Source organism: Methylomonas sp. 11b, from assembly GCF_000515215.1.
In the GTDB taxonomy this organism is placed as follows: domain Bacteria; phylum Pseudomonadota; class Gammaproteobacteria; order Methylococcales; family Methylomonadaceae; genus Methylomonas.
This window is the reverse complement of sequence record NZ_KI911557.1, coordinates 2,634,781-2,653,970: the sequence shown is the minus strand read 5'-3', so window position 1 is coordinate 2,653,970 and position 19,190 is coordinate 2,634,781. Positions and strand designations below refer to the sequence as shown.

The 19,190-nt window shown below is 52.3% G+C and carries 16 protein-coding genes; 6 read left to right on the top strand and 10 right to left on the bottom strand.

Annotated features, from left to right (window positions below; genetic code table 11):
* Positions 1-152 precede the first annotated feature (152 nt).
* From pilB to yacG, 6 genes are all read left to right on the top strand, one after another.
* Positions 153-1,868: a type IV-A pilus assembly ATPase PilB gene (gene pilB / locus METH11B_RS0112740; RefSeq protein WP_026602342.1), complete on the top strand. Its 1,716-nt coding sequence runs from the start codon at positions 153-155 to the stop codon at positions 1,866-1,868.
* Positions 1,869-1,870: 2 nt separating this feature from the next.
* The gene (locus METH11B_RS0112735) at positions 1,871-3,088 is read left to right on the top strand and encodes a type II secretion system F family protein (protein ID WP_026602341.1); all 1,218 of its coding nucleotides are present in this window, start codon (positions 1,871-1,873) and stop codon (positions 3,086-3,088) included.
* Positions 3,089-3,161: 73 nt separating this feature from the next.
* Positions 3,162-4,028, top strand: coding sequence for a prepilin peptidase (locus METH11B_RS0112730; RefSeq protein ID WP_026602340.1), 867 nt, complete (start codon positions 3,162-3,164; stop codon positions 4,026-4,028).
* A gap of 3 nt (positions 4,029-4,031) precedes the next feature.
* Positions 4,032-4,643, top strand: a complete 612-nt coding sequence (gene coaE / locus METH11B_RS0112725) for a dephospho-CoA kinase (RefSeq protein WP_026602339.1) — start codon at positions 4,032-4,034, stop codon at positions 4,641-4,643.
* A complete protein-coding gene (gene zapD / locus METH11B_RS0112720) occupies positions 4,640-5,413 on the top strand; it encodes a cell division protein ZapD (protein ID WP_051427004.1) in 774 nt (257 codons plus the stop codon). Before coaE ends, zapD begins: the two co-directional genes overlap by 4 nt.
* Positions 5,413-5,616, top strand: coding sequence for a DNA gyrase inhibitor YacG (gene yacG, locus METH11B_RS0112715; protein WP_020484564.1), 204 nt, complete (start codon positions 5,413-5,415; stop codon positions 5,614-5,616). The genes zapD and yacG overlap by 1 nt, the downstream gene beginning before the upstream one ends.
* A 13-nt stretch (positions 5,617-5,629) precedes the next feature.
* On the opposite strand, the gene METH11B_RS0112710 is transcribed toward yacG, so the two are convergent.
* The 10 genes from METH11B_RS0112710 to METH11B_RS27855 all read right to left on the bottom strand — a co-directional run bounded on the left by METH11B_RS0112710 (position 5,630) and on the right by METH11B_RS27855 (position 19,022).
* Complete coding sequence (locus METH11B_RS0112710) at positions 5,630-6,574, bottom strand: Nudix family hydrolase (RefSeq protein ID WP_026602337.1); 945 nt, start codon at positions 6,572-6,574, stop codon at positions 5,630-5,632.
* Positions 6,575-6,586: 12 nt separating this feature from the next.
* Entirely contained in the window at positions 6,587-7,801 is a 1,215-nt protein-coding gene (gene argJ, locus METH11B_RS0112705; RefSeq protein WP_051427003.1) for a bifunctional glutamate N-acetyltransferase/amino-acid acetyltransferase ArgJ, read from the bottom strand.
* A gap of 492 nt (positions 7,802-8,293) precedes the next feature.
* Positions 8,294-9,019, bottom strand: coding sequence for a restriction endonuclease (locus METH11B_RS0112700; RefSeq protein ID WP_026602335.1), 726 nt, complete (start codon positions 9,017-9,019; stop codon positions 8,294-8,296).
* Between the two features lie 348 nt (positions 9,020-9,367).
* Positions 9,368-9,592 carry a sulfurtransferase TusA family protein gene (locus METH11B_RS0112690; RefSeq protein ID WP_026602334.1) on the bottom strand — a complete coding sequence of 75 codons (225 nt, stop codon included), beginning with the start codon at positions 9,590-9,592 and terminating at the stop codon, positions 9,368-9,370.
* Positions 9,589-10,632: a tRNA (5-methylaminomethyl-2-thiouridylate)-methyltransferase gene (locus METH11B_RS0112685; RefSeq protein ID WP_026602333.1), complete on the bottom strand. Its 1,044-nt coding sequence runs from the start codon at positions 10,630-10,632 to the stop codon at positions 9,589-9,591. Before METH11B_RS0112685 ends, METH11B_RS0112690 begins: the two co-directional genes overlap by 4 nt.
* A 195-nt stretch (positions 10,633-10,827) precedes the next feature.
* Positions 10,828-12,582 carry a methyl-accepting chemotaxis protein gene (locus METH11B_RS0112680; RefSeq protein WP_026602332.1) on the bottom strand — a complete coding sequence of 585 codons (1,755 nt, stop codon included), beginning with the start codon at positions 12,580-12,582 and terminating at the stop codon, positions 10,828-10,830.
* 116 nt (positions 12,583-12,698) lie between these two features.
* Positions 12,699-15,245, bottom strand: coding sequence for a putative bifunctional diguanylate cyclase/phosphodiesterase (locus METH11B_RS0112675; protein ID WP_051427002.1), 2,547 nt, complete (start codon positions 15,243-15,245; stop codon positions 12,699-12,701).
* 1 nt (position 15,246) lies between these two features.
* A complete protein-coding gene (locus tag METH11B_RS0112670; RefSeq protein ID WP_026602330.1) occupies positions 15,247-15,666 on the bottom strand; it encodes a hypothetical protein in 420 nt (139 codons plus the stop codon).
* Positions 15,667-15,807: 141 nt separating this feature from the next.
* Entirely contained in the window at positions 15,808-16,440 is a 633-nt protein-coding gene (locus tag METH11B_RS0112665) for a response regulator (RefSeq protein ID WP_026602329.1), read from the bottom strand.
* Positions 16,437-19,022, bottom strand: a complete 2,586-nt coding sequence (locus tag METH11B_RS27855) for a PAS domain-containing sensor histidine kinase (RefSeq protein WP_026602328.1) — start codon at positions 19,020-19,022, stop codon at positions 16,437-16,439. The genes METH11B_RS0112665 and METH11B_RS27855 overlap by 4 nt, the downstream gene beginning before the upstream one ends.
* Positions 19,023-19,190: the final 168 nt, after the last annotated feature.

The following is a 19,190-nucleotide window of genomic DNA, read 5'->3' as shown; positions in this document are numbered from 1 at the left end:
TCAAGTGTTCGCCTGCTTCAAACGATTGCCCGGCGGCATCACGATACAACCGTGTTAAAGTCTTACGCATGGCTCGATGAGTTTGGATAAAATCCTTACTTCATCTATAGTTGCAGCACATAGTTGCAGTAAAACCAATCCAGACTTTTTTCATGGCGACAGCACCTTCTAACATCCATTTCAGCGGCTTGGTCAAATGCCTGATTCAGAAAGGTTTGTTGACCGAGGAATCGGCGGCGACCTGCCTGCAGGAGGCGCAGAAGCGCAAACAAGCGTTTATAAGCTATTTGGTGGAACATAAATACGCGGACAGCAAAACCGTGGCCACGCTGGCTTCGGCGGAGTTTGGTGTACCGTTTTTCGATCTGGATGCCATAGACCCTTCATTTCTGCCTATCAAGCTGGTCAGCGAGAAATTGATTCGCCAGCATCACGCCTTACCTTTATTCAAGCGCGGCAATCGCTTGTTTGTCGCAACCGCCGATCCGACCAATTTTCAGGCGTTGGATGAGATCAAGTTCCATACCCGGCACAATACCGAAAACATTCTGGTCGAAGAAGACAAGCTGATCCGGATGATAGACACGGCGCTGGAAGCTGCCGATACGTCAATGAAGGATCTGTTGGACGACGATCTGGACAATATCGATATTTCCGCAGGAGACGAAGTCAAACCCGCCGACGAGGGGATGGGCTCGGATATCGACGATGCGCCTATCGTTCGCTTTGTGAATAAGATTCTGCTGGATTCAATCAAGCGCGGGGTGTCGGATATCCACATGGAGCCCTTCGAGAAGAAATTCCGCATCCGCTTTCGTGCCGACGGTATTTTATCGGAGGTAGCCAGTCCGCCGGTGGGGATTGCTAACCGGATTATTTCCAGGCTGAAAGTCATGTCCAGAATGGACATCGCCGAACGCCGGGTGCCGCAGGACGGCCGGATCAAGATGCAGATTTCCAAGAATCGGGCGATCGATTTTCGGGTTAACACCTGTCCGACGTTGTTCGGTGAAAAAGTGGTGCTGCGGATTCTCGATCCCACCAGTGCCCAGATCGGTATCGAGAAGCTCGGTTTCGAGCCGGAACAGCAGAAAAACTTTTTGGAGGCGATTCACAAGCCTTACGGCATGGTGTTGGTCACCGGGCCGACCGGTAGCGGTAAAACTGTATCGCTGTATACCGGGCTGAATATTTTGAACAGCATTGAAACCAATATTTCCACTGCCGAAGATCCGGTAGAGATCACCGTGGAAGGTATCAACCAGGTCAATGTCAATCCAAAAGCCGGTCTGACCTTTGCCGAGGCGCTGCGGGCGTTTTTGCGGCAAGACCCGGACATCATTATGGTCGGCGAGATTCGCGACTTGGAAACCGCCAGCATCGCGGTCAAGGCTGCGCAAACCGGTCATATGGTGTTATCCACGCTGCATACCAACGACGCGCCGCAAACTATCAATCGTCTGGTGCAGATGGGCATAGAGCCCTTCAATATCGTTTCCGCGGTGGTGTTGATTATGGCGCAGCGGCTGGCCCGGCGCTTGTGCGAGCATTGCAAGCAAGAAGTCGATTACCCTGAAAGTGCCTTGCTGTCGGCCGGGTTTAAGCAGGAAGAAATCGGGACGTTCAAAGTCTACGGCCCGGTGGGTTGTGAACATTGCAATAACGGTTACAAGGGCAGGGTGGGTATCTATCAGGTGATGCCTATTACTGAAAAAATGCGCGCGCTGATTTTGAACGGCGGCAACTCCATGCAAATGGCGGAATTGTCGAAAAGTGAAGGGATTAACGATTTAAGAATGTCCGGGCTGTTAAAAATAAAGCAAGGCATTACCTCGCTGCAAGAAATTGACAGGGTCACCAAGGAATAAAAATGGCAAAGCAAGAAGAACAAATCGAGTTTAATTGGGACGGTTTCGATAGGCAAAACAAGAAAACCAAAGGCACCATCAGCGCCAAGAGCGAGGTGATTGCCCGCGCCGAATTAAGGCGGATGGGCATCCGGGTAGTCGGTATCAAAGCCAAGTCCAAGCCTTTGTTCGGCGCCAGAGTGCAGAAAATTACGCCCGGCGACATCGCGGTGTTCGCCAGACAGTTGGCGACGATGCTGGCCGCAGGTGTGCCCTTGGTGCAATCTTTCGACATCATCGGCAAGGGGCACGACAATGCCAGCATGTCGGAATTGCTGCTATCGATAAAAACGGATGTTGAAGGCGGCGATACCCTGGCGCAGGCATTGAACCGTAAGCCGCTCTATTTCGACGCCTTGTTCTGCAATCTGGTTGAGGCCGGCGAACATGCCGGGGTATTGGAAACCTTGTTGGATAAGATTGCCACTTACAAGGAAAAAACCGAATCGATCAAAAAGAAAGTCAAAAAAGCCTTGACCTACCCAATTGCGGTATTGGTCGTAGCGTTTATCGTGACCGCGATTTTGCTGATTTTTGTGGTGCCGGTATTCGAGGATTTGTTTAAAGGTTTCGGTGCCGATTTGCCGGCCTTTACCCAATTCGTTATTGAGCTGTCGGCCTGGGTACAGGAATGGTGGTGGGCAGTGGTCGGCGTTATCGCCATTACTGCGTACGTGTTCAATTATTTTAAAAAGCGTTCCAAAGCGTTTAACCACTTTCTGGATAAGACCCTGCTGAAGATTCCGGTGGTGGGTATGATTCTGGAAAAATCGGCCATCGCTCGTTTCGCAAGAACGCTGTCCACCATGTCGGCGGCTGGCGTGCCCTTGGTCGAAGCCCTGGTTTCGGTAGCCGGTGCCTGCGGCAATATTTTATTCTACGAAGCGGTGATGAAGGTACGAGACGACGTATCCACTGGTCAACAATTGAAGTTTGCCTTGGAGACGACCGGTATGTTTCCGAATATGGTGGTGCAGATGGTGGCCATCGGAGAGGAGTCCGGCTCCATTGATGCTATGCTGGATAAAGTTGCGGATTTTTACGAAGAAGAAGTCGATAACCTGGTCGATAACTTGAGCAGTTTGATGGAGCCCATCATCATGGTGATCTTGGGTATCCTGGTCGGCGGTTTGATCGTCGCGATGTATCTGCCGATCTTCAAGCTGGGCGCGGCTATTTAGTTTTGCTACTCCCCGGCGCTCGTTATCGTTGCGCCGAGCGCCGGGGCCGAATTACAGACATCCTCTCTTCCTCATGGTTTTTGCCACTCTACAACAATATCCGCTTTTTCTGATCGGCGTCGTTTGCGTACTGGGCCTGTTGGTCGGCAGTTTTCTAAACGTGGTGATCTACCGTTTGCCGGTGATGATGCAGGCAAGTTGGCGCCGAGAATGCCACGAATACTTGCAACTGCCGCAGGCCGAAGCAACCGAAGTGTTCAACCTGATGTTGCCGGCCTCCCATTGCCCGTCTTGCAAGACCGAGATCAAAGCCTATCAGAATATTCCGGTCATCAGTTATCTGTTGTTGGGTGGTAAATGCGGTCATTGCGGCGTCAAAATCGCTATCCGTTACCCGCTTATCGAATCTTTTACCGGTTTGTGTTCTGCGGTCGTAGCCTGGCATTTCGGATACGGCTGGGCTTTGGCGTTTGCATTGCCTTTGACTTGGTGTTTGATTGCATTGAGTTTTATCGACATCGATCAGCAATTGTTACCGGATTCGATCACGCTGCCGATGCTGTGGCTGGGTCTATTGTTAAGCCTGTTTGATATTTATACTAATAGCCACGACGCGATTATCGGTGCGATGGCAGGTTATTTGAGCCTGTGGAGCGTTTATCAGCTGTTCAAATTACTGACCGGCAAGGAAGGTATGGGCTATGGCGATTTCAAACTATTGGCGCTGTTCGGGGCTTGGCTGGGTTGGCAATATCTGCCGCTGATTATTCTTCTGTCATCTTTGGTGGGCGCAGTCATCGGCATTGCGATGATCGTGTTCGGCAAGCGCGATGCCGGTAAGCCAATTCCGTTTGGGCCTTATCTGGCCATGGCTGGTTGGCTGGCGATGCTATTCGGACCGGAGCTGAATGCCTTATATTTGCATATTGCCGGCCTGTAGGCGATGCTGAAGATAGGTCTGACGGGCGGCATAGGCAGCGGCAAATCCACGGTCTGTCGTTTGTTTGCTGAGTTTGATGTCCCCATTGTCGATGCCGACCTGATTGCCAGGCAGCTGGTAGAGCCAGGGCAGCCGGCCTTATCGCTGATCGTTACGTGTTTTGGATCGCAGATGATCAACCAGGACGGTAGCTTGAATCGGGCTAGGCTGCGCGACGCGGTATTTGCCGATGCGGATAAAAAACGTGCATTGGATGGCATCATGCATCCCTTGGTTTACGCGCAAATCGCGGCGGATGTAAATGCTCTGACGGCTGACTATTGCATTATTGCCGTGCCGCTGCTGTTGGAGTCGAAAAATCCTTATGCCGTGGATAGGGTTTTATTAATTGATTGCCCGGTGGATCTGCAAATAGCACGAGTTACTGCACGCGATAAACTCACACGCCAACAAGTGCAAGCCATCATCGACAGCCAGATGTCGCGGCAAGAACGATTAAGCAAAGCGGACGACGTCATCGAGAATATCGCCGGCCCGGAGCAACTTGCAGAACAGGTTAAAAGACTGCACAATTCCTACACTTTATTAGCCACCGTCAGGACACAATCGGCTTGAATACACAAACTATCTACGAATTCCCTCTTAATGAACGAATTCGGGTGTTTATGCGCTTGGAGCAACTCTTTCAACAGCTCAGTCATTTCATGTTGGGCGCTTCGGTTTTCGATAAACGCGCCGCCATCTCGGTTTTACTCGACATCCTGATGATCTTCAGCCGCAGCGACTTGAAGTCCGAGCTGATCAAGGAGCTGGATAGGCACACCAAAGTACTGAATCAGCTGGCGCATAACCATGGCGTCGACGACGAAAAATTGCAGGAGATTCTCGCCGAGCTGAATCAGGCCAGTCGCAATTTGTATAGCGCCAACGGTAAAATCGGCATCAGCGTGATGGAAAGCGATTTGTTTCAAAGTATTTCGCAGCGCAACTCCATACCCGGAGGCAGCTGTTCTTTCGATTTGCCGGCCTTTCATTACTGGCTGGAGCAACACGAAGCCGAGCAGCAAAAAGACCTGGAACGCTGGACTCAGCCGTTCGTGGATATTCGGGTAGCCATCGATTTGATCCTGGGTTTTATTCGGCAAAGCAGCGTGCCGACGCAGGAACTTGCCAAGGCCGGATTTTTCCAATTGGCGCTGGACAATAAAAATCATCCGGTGCAATTGCTACGCGTGGGGTTGGCCGCCGATATGCCTTGTTTTGCGGAAATCAGCGGCGGCAAGCATCGGTTCAGCATTCGTTTTATGAACCCGTCGGTCGATGAAAACCGGCCCAGCCAGACGCTTGACGATATCGAATTTTCCTTGACCCGCTGCATGTTCTGATGACTGCGAATACCCCGACTATGGTGGCGTGCCCTACTTGTCGCAAGCCGGTAGCCTGGATAGCTGCCGAAACATTCAAACCGTTCTGTTCCGAACGTTGCAAACTGATCGATTTAGGCGATTGGGCTACCGAAGCCCACAAGATCCCTGGTCCGCCACTGCTTGACGAAGACGACGAAAATTCGGAATTCGACTCCTACTAACTGTTCTTTCAGACTAATCTGCCGTTAAAAATGCGCTGATGCCGGCTACGCCTTGTGCGCCGGCGGCAAGCGCTCGATCCAAGTCGTGCCTGCCTAAACCACCCAAAGCAAACACCGGTAAATTGATGTGCTCAAGCAATTCGGCCAAGGCCTGCCAGCCTAATGGTGGCGTGTCGGGATGAGATGCGGTTGCTTGGATAGGGGCTAAAACCGCAAAGTCCAAGCCTAGCGTTTCCGCGCGTCTTAGTTCATCAAGGTTATGACAAGACGCCGCCACCCAGCGATAGCCGTTTGGTCGTTCATGGCAGGCTAGTAAGGCGTGGCTGCTCAGGTGTAGGCCTGGCGTGTTGGTGGTATCGATAGGCAAATCGGCGTTGACCAGCAAGCTAACCTGCTGCTGACGGCAAAGCTGAGAAACCTGTTCGAAGACAGTTTGCAAATCGGCAATCGGCAAAGATTTGGCGCGAAATTGCAGCAGTTTTATGTCGTTGGCCAAAATTCGTTTGCAATTGTCTAACGCTTCTGTAGCGCTACGGCCTTCTAATATCGCGTAATAGCACGGCAATTGCGCGGCGGCGATGATCGGTAAGTTGGCGGCCGGGAAGCTGAATTCCTGCAGCTGCTCCGCATCAATCCAGCGCATTGCCTGACCTTCGCAGCCTCTAGCTTGTCCGACAAAAACGGTGACATTCCAAACATCCAGCAACACGTGCCTGTCGCCGTAGTCGTAGTTGATTTTGATAAGCGGTGCTGCGCTTTGTACCTGAATACCGACTTCTTCCGCCAGCTCGCGGGCCAAAGCCTGTTGCACCGGTTCACCGTCTTCGAGTTTGCCGCCCGGGAATTCCCACAAGCCGCCTTGATGCGCGTGTTTGGCGCGTTGGGTGATCAAGATTCGGCCGTCGCCGTCGCGGATCACCCCCACCGCGACATGCAGACGCTGGTTAATGGTTGACATACTTTTTGCCGCTTAAGTACGGTATTCGGCGTTGATTTTCACGTAGTCGTAGGAAAAGTCGCAGGTCAATACTTCCTCGCTGGCCGCACCGCGGCCCAGCCTGACGGTGACGACGATTTCCTCCTGATTCATCACGCGCTGACCATCCTGTTCGGTATAGGAGCGGGCTCTGCCGCCGTTTTCGACGATGCACACCGTGCCCAGATAAATTTCGATTTTATCCAGGTCCATGTTTTCGACGCCGGCCCGGCCGACCGCCGCTAAAATTCGGCCCCAGTTGGGGTCGCTGGCAAAAAACGCGGTTTTCACCAGTGGCGAATGAGCAATGGTTTTGGCGACTTGCACAGCCTCGGCAGTGTCGCGCGCTTGTTCGACGACGATGCGCATCAGCTTGGTAGCGCCTTCGCCGTCGCGAATAATCAGTTCCGCCAGGCGTTTGCAAACCGCCATAACCGCCTCGGCGAAGGCTGCATACTCAGCGCTGTCTGGCAGAATTTCCGGGGCTTCGCTGCAACCGCTGGCCAATAGTACGCAGGCGTCGTTAGTCGAAGTATCACCATCCACGGTGATGCGATTGAAGGATTTTTCCGCTGCTGCGGACAGGCATTCTTGCAACAGAGATTGCTCGATACTGGCATCCGTAGCGACAAAACCCAACATGGTAGCCATATTGGGTTGAATCATGCCCGCACCTTTGGAAATGCCGGTTATTGTCACCGGGTGGCCGGCGATATCGATAACGACCGATGCGCCCTTGGGGAAGGTATCGGTAGTCATGATCGCGCGGGCGGCTTGGTCCCAATGCGCTTCAGCCAAGTTTGCAACAGCGCTTGGCAATGCCGCCGTGAGTTTTTCCACCGGCAGGGGTTCGCCGATGACGCCGGTAGAGAACGGCAACACCTGTTGTGCCAAGGCTTCGACCTCACCGGCCAAATTGGCGCAGCAAGCGAAGGCGTCCTGCAGGCCTTGTTTGCCGGTGCCGGCATTGGCATTGCCGGAATTGACCAGCAACCAGCGCGGATTTTGCGACAAATGTGCTTTGGCGATATGCACCGGCGCCGCGCAAAAGGCATTTTGGGTAAATACTGCCGCGCAACTGCCGCCCTCGGCCATTTCGATGACTAAAATATCGTCGCGAACGGTTTGTTTGATGCCGGCATTGCAGGTGCCGAGTTTGATGCCTTTGACGGCATGCATGGTGGGGAAGTCGATTTGTCCTACTGCCATTGTTGTAACCTGTTAATTTGTGTCGCTATCGCGACGGCTTATTTTTATGTCGGGTCTCGGCCCGACAGCCGAGATACTTTTCTTTGCTTGTCCAAAGAAAAGTATCCAAAAGAAAAGACACCCGGATGCCGCTTTGATCCTGCGCTCCTCGCTTTTGAACGGGGTTGCCGAAAGGGGCTTCCTGCCCCTTCGGCAACGTGCGGCATCCCTGCCGCACCCCTACGGGCTGTTCCGCTCAAAAGCTCCGGTGCTCGGCGCGGCATACGGGAGGACAACCATCCCGGGTTTGGCAAGTAATACAATACCCCCAAAGCCTTTTATTTAACCCTCGTAGGGTGCATTAGCGATAGCGTAATGCACCGAATAATCGGAGGCCAACATGCGGAGCAATACGGCTTCGCCTATTGACGCCCTACGGATTGCACCTCACCGCGTTGTTTCAAAATCCAAGGCCTGTCTCCAAATCAATTTTGCTCAATGTATAACGTTGAGTTAACGCGTGGCGAAGCCGTCGCGTTGAACGTCTTGTTGGGTGTCAGGTCGATATGCGTTTAAGCGTGCCTCCAAATCCGAGATTTTTTCTTCCACAACGGCAATTACCTCTGAAGGTGATTCAAAATACTTTTCTGGTCCGAAATAAATATATGCTCCAAGAACATTACTCTGAAAAGGGTAAACGCCGGAACATGCACGGGCAAGCAAATCCGAGCATAGATCAACCACTTGCGCACCTGAATAGTTGTGCTCCATATATTCGAAGCGCAGGCCAACGCGTATCCGTTCTTCTTTCGGAATATCCCAGTATCGGTCCTTGGCTCGAGCTACGCGATCGAGGAGTTCAACGAGGCGAACGGAGTTAATTTTTGCGGCAGTAGAGGCCTTTAGCTCTGCGATGGACGATAGTTGTACGTTCGTTAAGGCGGCCGCTTCGTGAGCTCCACTCTGATACCCGGATTCGGAAAGGAGAATGCCTCTATCGGCGCCAACGTCTGCCACTATTTCTCTTAACGCCATGACATGAAGCTTAGAGACGCTTGATTTCCAGTGTTTGCATTCCACTAACCATTTGATCTCGACGCCAACGTGCTCGAACGTGACGAGTACATCGATGTCATGTTTAGTTCTTGCTCCAGATATGGTCGCGTCGGTTTTAGCGCTCAAACCTAAGGAGCGAAAGTAACTTGCCGCAGCCTCTTGGTATTCCTGCCAAGGTTTCATTGAGACTCCCAACAAATAATTGAATGGTTTCTGTATGTCATCCCATTTTCGAAGATGAACCGATTCTTTCAATCGCGACGGTTTTCCTCCCGTATGCCGCGCCGAGCACCGGAGCTTTCGGCGGGAATAGCCCGTAGGGGTGCGGCATGGATGCCGCACATCGGCAGAGGGGCAGGAAGCCCCTTCTGTCGATCCCCGTCGAAAGCTTCGGAGCGCAGGATCAAAGCGGCATCCGGGTGGCGTTTCTTTTGGTGACTTTTCTTTGGCCAAACAAAGAAAAGTCACTCGGCTGTCGGGCCGAGACCCGACATTAAATCAACCCGTCGCGACAGCGACACAAACAACAACTCAACCCACTTCCAAAACAATCACATACTCCCCATCATCAGCACGAGTCTCCAACACCTTATGCCCATTGATCCGACACCAGGCTGGAATATCCTGCATCACCCCAGGATCTGTGCATTCCACCGTCAACACATCACCCATTTGCAGGGTTTTCACTTTGTCCTGAGTGCGGATAACCGGCAATGGGCAGAGCAAGCGGCGGGCGTTCAAAACATGCGCACTCATACAAACCATTCCTCGGGGATTTGATCGGCAGGCAGCGGCTTGACGAACACATTGCGCTCGTTGCCTTCCCGGTCGCGGATAGTCACTTCCACCTGCTCGGCTTCGCGGCCTTGGCCATAGCGCGCGGTAATCTGCGCGGCCTGAAGCAGATCGTCTTCGCTGGGAGTGCCGTCGATTAAGGCTAGCGGGCCGCGATGGCTGGCGCAGTTCATACTGACAAACTCTTTTTTATAACCGCTCATGAAACGGGCCTCGCCGTCCTCGCGAGCAATGATGACTTTAAAATGCGGTTTGGGGCGAATATGCCTGCCCACTTTCAGTAGCATCACATCGTCCAGATCGTAATCGCGTTCGCCGCGCGCTTTCCATAGATCGACCAGTTTCAAGGAATAGGCTTCGTCGGTCAAAAAGCAGCAGCCGCCGGCCGGTTGGGCATAGTCGGTAAAACCATACTCTTTAGCCAAGGTCATTTGCGGTTTGCGTGACCGACCGCTAAAGCCGAATAGTTTTTCCCGGCTGATCCAGCCTTCGCGCTCCGGTAAGGTGGCAGGCAAATTTTGCGCGGATAAAGGCCTGACCAATAAATCGTCGGCACCTGATTCGGCAGCGACGATGGGCATGGTTTGCTTGCGCTGCGACATGGGCCGTTGGCCGACCACTTCGCCGGTAATGATGAAATCGAAACCGTTTTCCTGCATCCACTGCTTGGCCTTGTTGACCATGAAAATCTTGCAGTCCAGACAAGGGTTCAAGTTGGCGCCATAGCCGTGCTTGGGGTTAAGCAGCACGTTTTTGTATTCTTCGATGACGTCGATGATGTGCAGTTTTATGCCCAATTGCTCGGCCACCCACAGCGAGTTGTTGCGCTTGACCTTGTCGGCGTCTTGCTTGCGTATCGCATGGGTGTGGCCTTCCACGCAAAAGCCGGTGAAAAAGTTGATACCTTCGACGTGGATACCTTGCTCCATGATGGCCTTGCTGGCCAGCATGGAATCCAGGCCGCCGGAAATCAGCGCCACCGCTTTTCTTTGTTGACTCATAACTCAGATGTCTAGCAGGAAAAACGGCGCATTATACTGTGGATTTCAGCAAGATGCGGCCGCCAGCAACGCTGGCAAGCAATTAATTTGGCAAATTCCAGCGGGAAAAACCACTAAAAATCAGCGGTTTGATTCTGGTTAATCTGTGATTCGCCGGCGGCTAACGGCCGGCGAATCACAGGCGCCGCGATGGCGTCAAATTCTAAAATGACCGACCGTCTGGCGTAATTGATTGGCCAGCTCAAGCAACTCGCGGCAGGCCTCGGCGGTATGTTTGGCGCCGTTGGAGGTTTCTCCAGACACGTGGCTGATATTGCTGACATTACGGTTAATTTCTTCCGCTACGGCTGTTTGTTGCTCTGCTGCGGTGGCGATCTGATTATTCATATCGTTGATGGTAAATATTCTCTCGCTGATGGTATTGATCGAATCACCGGCCGAAGCGGCTTGCTCAACGCTGGACGCGGCGCGTTTTCTGCCGTTTTCCATCACTGAAACCGCTTGTTTCGCCCGGCCTTGCAGCCGTTCTATGGTTTGGCGGATTTCCAGCGTCGAGTTTTGTGTGCGGCTGGCCAAGGTACGGACTTCATCCGCCACCACCGCAAAGCCGCGGCCTTGTTCGCCGGCGCGCGCCGCTTCAATGGCCGCATTTAACGCCAGCAAATTGGTTTGCTCTGCGATGCCCTGAATCACACTCAATACTTCGCCTATGCTGTTGCTGTCGTTTTCCAGATCGTGAATCACATTGGCGGCATTTTCCACTTCGGTAGCCAGTTCGTTAATGCCGCCAACCGCTTGCGTGACGATATTTTTTCCCGACGTCGCTTCCCGGTCCGCCGTTTCCGCGGCTTCGGACGCCTTGATCGCGTTCTTGGCAACTTCTTGTACTGTCGAGGTCATTTGTTTCATCGCATTGGCCACCAGCGTGGTTTCTTGCAATTGCCGCTCTACGCCTTGTTGGGTGGATTGGGTGATAGTCGCCAGCTTATTGGCGGCCTGCGCCAGCCTGTCGCTGGTCACGCTGATTTCTTCAACGGTTTTGGCGATCTTTTTCACGAAGGCATTAAAGCTTGAGGCCACCCAGGCAAACTCGGACTTACCCGAGGCGCTGAGCCTGGCACGTAAGTCGCCGTCGCCGCTGCAAATGGCTTGCAGATTCAGCGCCAATGCGGTTAATGGGCCAATGATAATTCTGCTCATCACCAGATAACCGGTGATACCAATAATTAAAAGTGTCAAACCCAAAAAGCCGATAGCGTAAAACACGGTTTGCTTCAACTCGCCAAATGCGGTGCTGAAGGGGGTGATGATTTCGAATGCGCCGTGCAGCTCGCCGGCCCGGCGGTTTTCCATGGCATAACCGAGTAAATCCTGGCCCTTGTCGTTGCCCCACAAGGCTTGCGAGGTATTCGGGTCGCCGTGGCAAAGCTCGCATTGCTTGACCATTTTCACCGGCCTGAAATAGCGAATTTCTTGTTTTTCTTCGTCAACAATACTGTATTCGCTTACCGAAGGCTCTTTTTGGAATTTGGCCAGAACCTGTTGTTCCAGTTGATCCGGCATGTTTCTGGGCGGGTTACGCGGATTAAGTGCTGGCGCCTTAAAACGAAAACCGCCTTCCTTGGCTTTGGCCTCGATTACGTCCCAGGCGTTGGCGGTGGGGACGGTAGCAATAATCAGGGAGCGGCGGCTGGCGTCATCCTTGTCTTGCACCAACTGCCGGAGGTATGCCGGCGAGTAAAGACCGCTTTCCCACTTCTTGCTTACATTGTCGCGAATCGATTCGGAAAGCAGTAGCAATTGCCGAGAAGATTCAATCTTACGGTCTATCAGTTTTTGTTTTTCGATGTTGGCAAACATCAACAACAAGCCCAAGCCCAGGACGAAGAGGATGCCCGTGGTTATTGCTACCACTTTGACTCCGACCGAATGCCAGTTCATCAAGAACATAAGATTTCCCCGTTAAATTTATTGTTATAAGACTCAGCAAATTGGTAGATGGATGATCAAGTATTCCTTCCGCCAAGTAGTGTAGAAAATCAATTAAGGCTTGAAATTACGGCCATTTAGGTGCCGGTGTGGATGTTTTGTGGTCGAATCGCCCTGTTCAAGCTGCGAATAACGCGTTCGAACTCAGGTAAGGGCATGGGCTTACCGAATAGGTAGCCTTGAAAGGCATCGCAGCCTATACGCTCCAGGCAGATGCGTTGATCCTGGGTTTCCACCCCTTCCGCAATGACATTCAAGCCCAGGTTGTGGCCCATGCCGATAATGGTTTGGGCAATCACCGCATCGTTAGGGTCAACGATAAGGTCACGCACAAAGCTTTGATCGATTTTGAGTTGGCTAAGCGGCAACTTCTTCAGATAACTCAATGAGGAATAACCGGTGCCGAAATCGTCCATCGAAAAACGTACGCCCAATGATTTTAGCGTTTGCATTTTTTCGATAGCGTCCTCGACATCTTGCAATACCATGCTTTCAGTCAATTCCAGTTTGAGCTTTGCCGAGTTGGCGCCTGTGTTGTTAAGAATCCTGCAGATTGACTCGACGAAATCGGACTGACGGAACTGTCTGGCGCTCACATTCACCGCAAGTTGTAAATGCTGGGTGAGCGGATTTTGTTCCCAGGCCCGAAGTTGCTCGCAGGCGCATTGCAATACCCACTCGCCGATAGGCAAAATCAAGCCGGATTCTTCGGCAAGCGGGATAAACTCAGCCGGCGAAATCATGCCTTTTTGCGGATGTTGCCAACGTAATAACACCTCTGCGCCAAAAATATGGGCGTTTTTATCTACCTGTGGTTGGTAATGCAGGCTTAGCTGTTCTTGGGCCTGGGCATGGCGTAAATCGAACTCCAGCAATACGCGCGATTCCAGTAACGCCTGCATCTGCGGATCGAAGAAGCGCAACGTGTTGCGGCCGGCATCCTTGGCCTGATACAGGGCCGCGTCGGCGCGCCTAAGCGTGTCGTCGAACGAGTTGTTGTGTTCGTCGAATATGGCTATTCCGATACTGATAGAGGCGAGATGTTCTTTGCCGTTTAACAACATGCCGGTGTTGATGGCGCGCAATATCTTGTGCGCCACTTCTTCTGCATTCGTGGTTGCCTCCGCTTGTGCGCTGCCCAGATTTTCCAGCAACACGATAAATTCGTCGCCGCCCAACCGGGCAACGGTATCGCCTTGACGGACGCAGGCCTTTAGGCGCGAGGCAATTTCTATCAATAGCTGATCGCCGATTTGGTGGCCCTGAGTATCGTTAATCGTTTTGAAATTATCGACATCTATCATCAACACCGCGCCATGCTTACGCGCGCAACGGCTGTTGTGTAAAGCCTGCTGCAACCGGTCTTGCAACAGGCGCCGATTAGGCAGGTCGGTGAGCGGGTCGTAATACGCCAGACGATGAATGGCAGCTTGTGCTTCCTTGTGCTGGCTGATGTCGGTAAAGGCCGCCACATAATTGCAGGTATGGCCGTCCGCGCCGGTCACAACACTGATCGTCAGCCATTTCGGGTAAATGTCGCCGTTTTTACGCCTGTCCCAGACTTCGCCTTGCCAGAATTTTTCGCGCTTCAGTGTGGCCCACATTTCCCGGTAAAACTCTTGACTGTGGCGGCCGGATTTTAAAATCGAGGGCTTGTTGCCGATTACTTCGTCCGGCTGGTAACCGGTCAGCCGGGTGAAGGCGTTATTGACGCGCAGGATGATATTATTTTCGTCGGTAATCATGATCCCTTCCTGGGATTCGATTGCCCTCTCGGCAATCCGCAATTGACTCTCCGCCCAGCGGATGTTGCTGATGTCCCGGCTAATCACCACCATGCCTTTGCGTTGGCCGTTTTCCTGATAAATCGGCGTTTTGCGTACCTCTATTTCGATCGAACGGCCCTCGTCGTTGACGATGTGATCTTCGAACATGATCAAGTGCCCGGCCTTCCATACCGCTTCTTCGTCCGAAAATAGTTTTATATGCTTATCCAGTGCGTCCGGTTGTTGATCCGCCAGCTCCAGATAGGTCTTGCCCTGCCAATCCATGCCGTCAAATCTGAACAACTGTTGCGCGTGCTCATTGGCGAATAACAAGCGGCCGTCGCCGTCTTTGAACAGAATGGCGTCGGGAATGGCTTCTATCAGGCTGATGAGTTGCTGGCTGAGGGCTTTTAGCTTGCTTTCGCTTTCCTGTAGATCCAGTTGCGCCTGCGTGCGCACGGCAATTTCGGCTGCCAGTTGCTGATTGCTCGGTAGTTTCAATGCATGCGGTACCAACTTGAGGAGCAATATGGCGGCGGCCAGGGAGATGGTTGCCGTCAAGGCTTTTATGCTGGTATCCAACCAATACAACGGTTGCCAGATCAGGAAGATGGACATCAAGTGCGATGCCCCGCAGGCCAGAATAAATGAGCTGAACATCAAATAGATGCCGCGAAACTTCAAGTCTCGGCGTTGCGATACGACGTAAGCCAGAATGACGGCAATCGCGAAATAGGCCAGGGTGATTAACGCATCGGAAATTACATACGACCAGAGCAGGCCGGGCGTCCACTTTAAGCAAAACCCGTGCGGCATTAGTCCACCCGCACTGAAAAAATCGAAGAATGGTGTTTTCACGCTAATTTTCCAGCACGGTTTGGTCCGGACGTGAACGTGGACGGGTTTTGTGTATCGGACAATCCTTGGCTAAGCTCGGTTTTGTGCGCTCCAGGCAGTCATGGCAGGCGGCGCGAACGAATGGTGTGTGTTTGCTGAAGTATTTATCGAATATGCCGGTATCGAAAACCTGATGTACGTCGCCGCCACAGCCTTGCAGATTCAGTTCGACGCCGGCCTGCATCCAGTCGCAGATTAGCGAGATGGTGGCGATGCCGCACATATTGAATGTAGGGATGTTCTCGAGCGTTATCCTGGCGCTGGCGCGCGGATTGATTTTGGCGTGGGCCTTGCATGACGCCAGCAATTTATGGCATTTTGCAAACTCCAACGTGTTACGGATAGTCACCTCAAACAATTCACCTGTTACCGATACTTGCATAGATGAACCCCGATGCATTCAAAATTTTGGATTCTGCATCATATGTAAATGTGGATCGTCTGAATATCAGTCAATCTGAAATTCTAGGCAAGTAAATATGTAATTTTGTGTGGGCCTATTCCTGGTATTGTAGGTAAACGACTACATGTTCAGGCGGTGTGCATCATAGTAGCGGATCAATTCGGCGTTATTGCTGATGTGCAATTTTTCAAACAGCCGGGCTTTGTATGTACTGACAGTCTTGTTGCTGATTGCCAGGTCCTTGCCGATGTCGTTCAGGCTTTGGCCCTTGGCCAGTAACTGCAAGATTTGAAACTCGCGCTCGGATAGTTTTTCATGCGGTTTGTTTAGCTCGGAGCTCTCGAATTCAAATACCATTTTTTCGGCGAGTTTAGGGTCTATAAAACGGCCGCCGCCGGCGACTCGGCGGATCGCTATCAATAACGTCTCCGGGTCGTTATCCTTGGTTAGATAGCCATTCGCACCGGTTTTCAACGCGCGTGAGACGATTTGTAATTCGTTGTGCATGCTCAAAATCAGGATGGGCAATGTCGGATATTGGCCGCGAATCCGGCTGATCATTTCCACGCCGCCGAGATCGGGCATGGTCAGATCCAGTAACACCAGATCAACAGAATTTTCATCGAGAAAACTCAACAATTGCTGGCTGTTTTCGGCTTCGCCGACCACGGTAATATCGGTGGAGAGTGCGAATAGTTGTTTGAGACCGCCTCGCACGATGGCATGGTCGTCGGCAATGATTAGTCGGATCATAGTTCTGGTCTTTTAGGGTTAGCTGGGATACGTACCTGGATAGAGGTACCTTGGCCCGGGACACTGGAAATAGTGGTTTCTCCGCCCAACATCAAGGAGCGTTCACGTATGCCGATCAGGCCAAAAGATTTGGTCTTAGTGGGGGCATTCGCGTCGAAACCACGACCATTATCGTAAATTTCCAGGCAATAGTGGTCTTTCTCCAAATTGACGGCAATTTTTACCTTGCTGGCTGCCGCATGTCGCAGCACATTGGTCAGCGATTCTTGGGCGATCCGAAAAATCACGATTGCACATTCCTCGTCCATATCGAAATCATCTTCCGGATACAACAGATCGCACTGAATCCCGGATTGTTCCGCGAATTTCCTTACCAGCCACTCCAAAGCCGGCACTATCCCCATTTCTATCGCCGAGGGACGTAACGAGGTCGCCACATCGCGGGTAACCTGGATGGTTTGGTCCAGTAATTCCATGATGTTGCGGATTTGTTCGGCCAGTCCCCGGTTGTTAATTGCGAATTTCATGCGAAGCAGCGACATTTCCATGCGCAGGGCCGTCAACATTTGTCCCAGTTCGTCGTGAACTTCGCGGGCCATGTGCTTGCGTTCTTCTTCGCGGGCCTTTTCCCGGCGGGCGGCCAGTTGCCGCAATTGTAAGCGGGACGATTCCAGGTCTTTTTCTATTACTTTCAGCTCCGTGATGTCCTGCGATGTGCCTATGCCGCGCACGAAACTGCCATCCCCGGCAAATACAAGATCGGCGCGTTCCCTAAGCCATTTTATCTTACCGTTCGCCACGATACGGTGTTGGATATCGTAAGGCGCACCACGCATGGCAGCCTGCCAGGCTTGGTGCACGTAATGACGGTCAGCCGGATGGACACATTCTAAGAAGCGCTCGTAGCTTATAGGCGTGCCTAAAGGCATGCCGAAAATTCGGTAATTTTCGTCAGACCATTTCAGAGAACTGTCGCCAATGTACAAGGACCAACTGCCTAAATGCGCCTGGGCTTGGGCGTGAGCCAGATGCGCTTCGCTTTCTCGCAAGGCATTTTCGATCAACTTAAAATTGCTGACATCCATGTTAACCCCGACGATTTTTTGCCTGCCGCTCTTGGGATCGCCGGCTATGATGGCTGAAGCCTGAATGAAGCGTAAGGCGCCGTCGCTCTTCCGGCGAATCCTAAACTCCCAATGCTTTTCCTGTTGGTCTCGAATTAACTTGCGTAGTGTGGCTTCAGTGCGCGGTAAGTCTTCGACCACTACCAAGGTAGCCCAGGTCTGGTAGTCTATGGGCGTTCCCACGGGAATACCGAACATCTCGTACATGCGTTCATCCCAATCCCCGACGCCCAACGCCAGATCCCACTCGCAAATGCCGATTGCGGCGGCTTTGGTGGCCAGGCCCAAGCGCTCGCTGTAATTGCGAAGTCGCTCTTCCGCGCTCCGACTTTCGGTTATGTCGCGCGCCAGACCGATGGTGCCCAGCACATCGTCTTTATCGTCGATGATGGGCGCTTTGATCGTTTCAGTCCAAGTCTCTCGCCCAGCATCGAAAGCTCTCTCGGTCAGCGATACTTGTTGCCGAGTCAGCATCACTTCTTGGTCAACCGCGCGATAATGCTCGGCCAGGCTTTCCGGCCAGATATCGAAATCAGTCACATCTTCTGAATCACGCAGATTGTCGATGCCCACGGCGGTTAGCCAATGTTTGTTGGCTTGAATATATTTCCCGTTTTTGTCCTTCATCCAGGCCAAGAATGGCAGGCTATCGTACATCGCACGCAGACGGGCTTCCGACTCGCTGATGCGTTTTTGCGCGGATTTCAATGCGGTGATGTCGGTCACCAAGACGAAAAATCCTTTCACTTGCCCTACCGCGCCATCCGGCAAATAGGCGGCTTGCGTATGCCGAGCTGCGCCCGCGAAATTGACGATGGTGCGCTCAAAATACTGTGGTTCTCCTTTCAGCACGGCATCTATAAACGGCTTATTCAGCGTGTATAGTTCATCGCCGATGACTTCGCGAATATGTTTGCCGAGCAAGTTTTCGGATGTAAAGCCGAACCATTCCTCATAGGCTTTGTTGCCAAATTTGTTGATAAGATTTTTGTCCCAGTAGCCGATCATCGCCGGCATATGGTTGAGTACGGAACGCAAATTCTGTTGGTGCTCTAAAACTTCGGCCGCCTTCTCCGGGTTATTTGGCAACGAGGTATCCGAAAGTATTGTTAGCCATGCCGATATAGTGCCATGCCGGTCCGCTAGACCTCGACCGCTGACGCTGACGCGGACATCGCTGCCGTCTGCGCGTCTTACGGTTAATTCGATAGCTTCCGCCATGCCTGGGCCAACGGGCTTGAAACACGGTAAAAGCGCAACGGGAAAAGGCGTGTTACCGTCCGCGGAAAAAAGGTAATGTTGATTCTGCCAATCGGCTGTTGAGCCAATCCCCAGCAAAAGTTCGGCGGAGTGGTTGACGCAGATGATTTGGTGCGTCGTGTCGAAAACGATGACGGCTTCTTTAATACTGTCGATGATCCCGTACAGCAAGTCGGTTTCATGTTCAAAATTACTCAAGTTGAGTCGGCGGTTTGGCATCTCGACGAATTAGCAATGGTTTGGGAATGCAAGCATAAACGAGCTATGACATTTTTCGGCAAAGAAATTAACGGGCATTCTCGGGCAGCCGAGGGAATACCGTCCCGGCTTCACTTGTCGGCGGATTGGCCTACACTTTGGGCATTA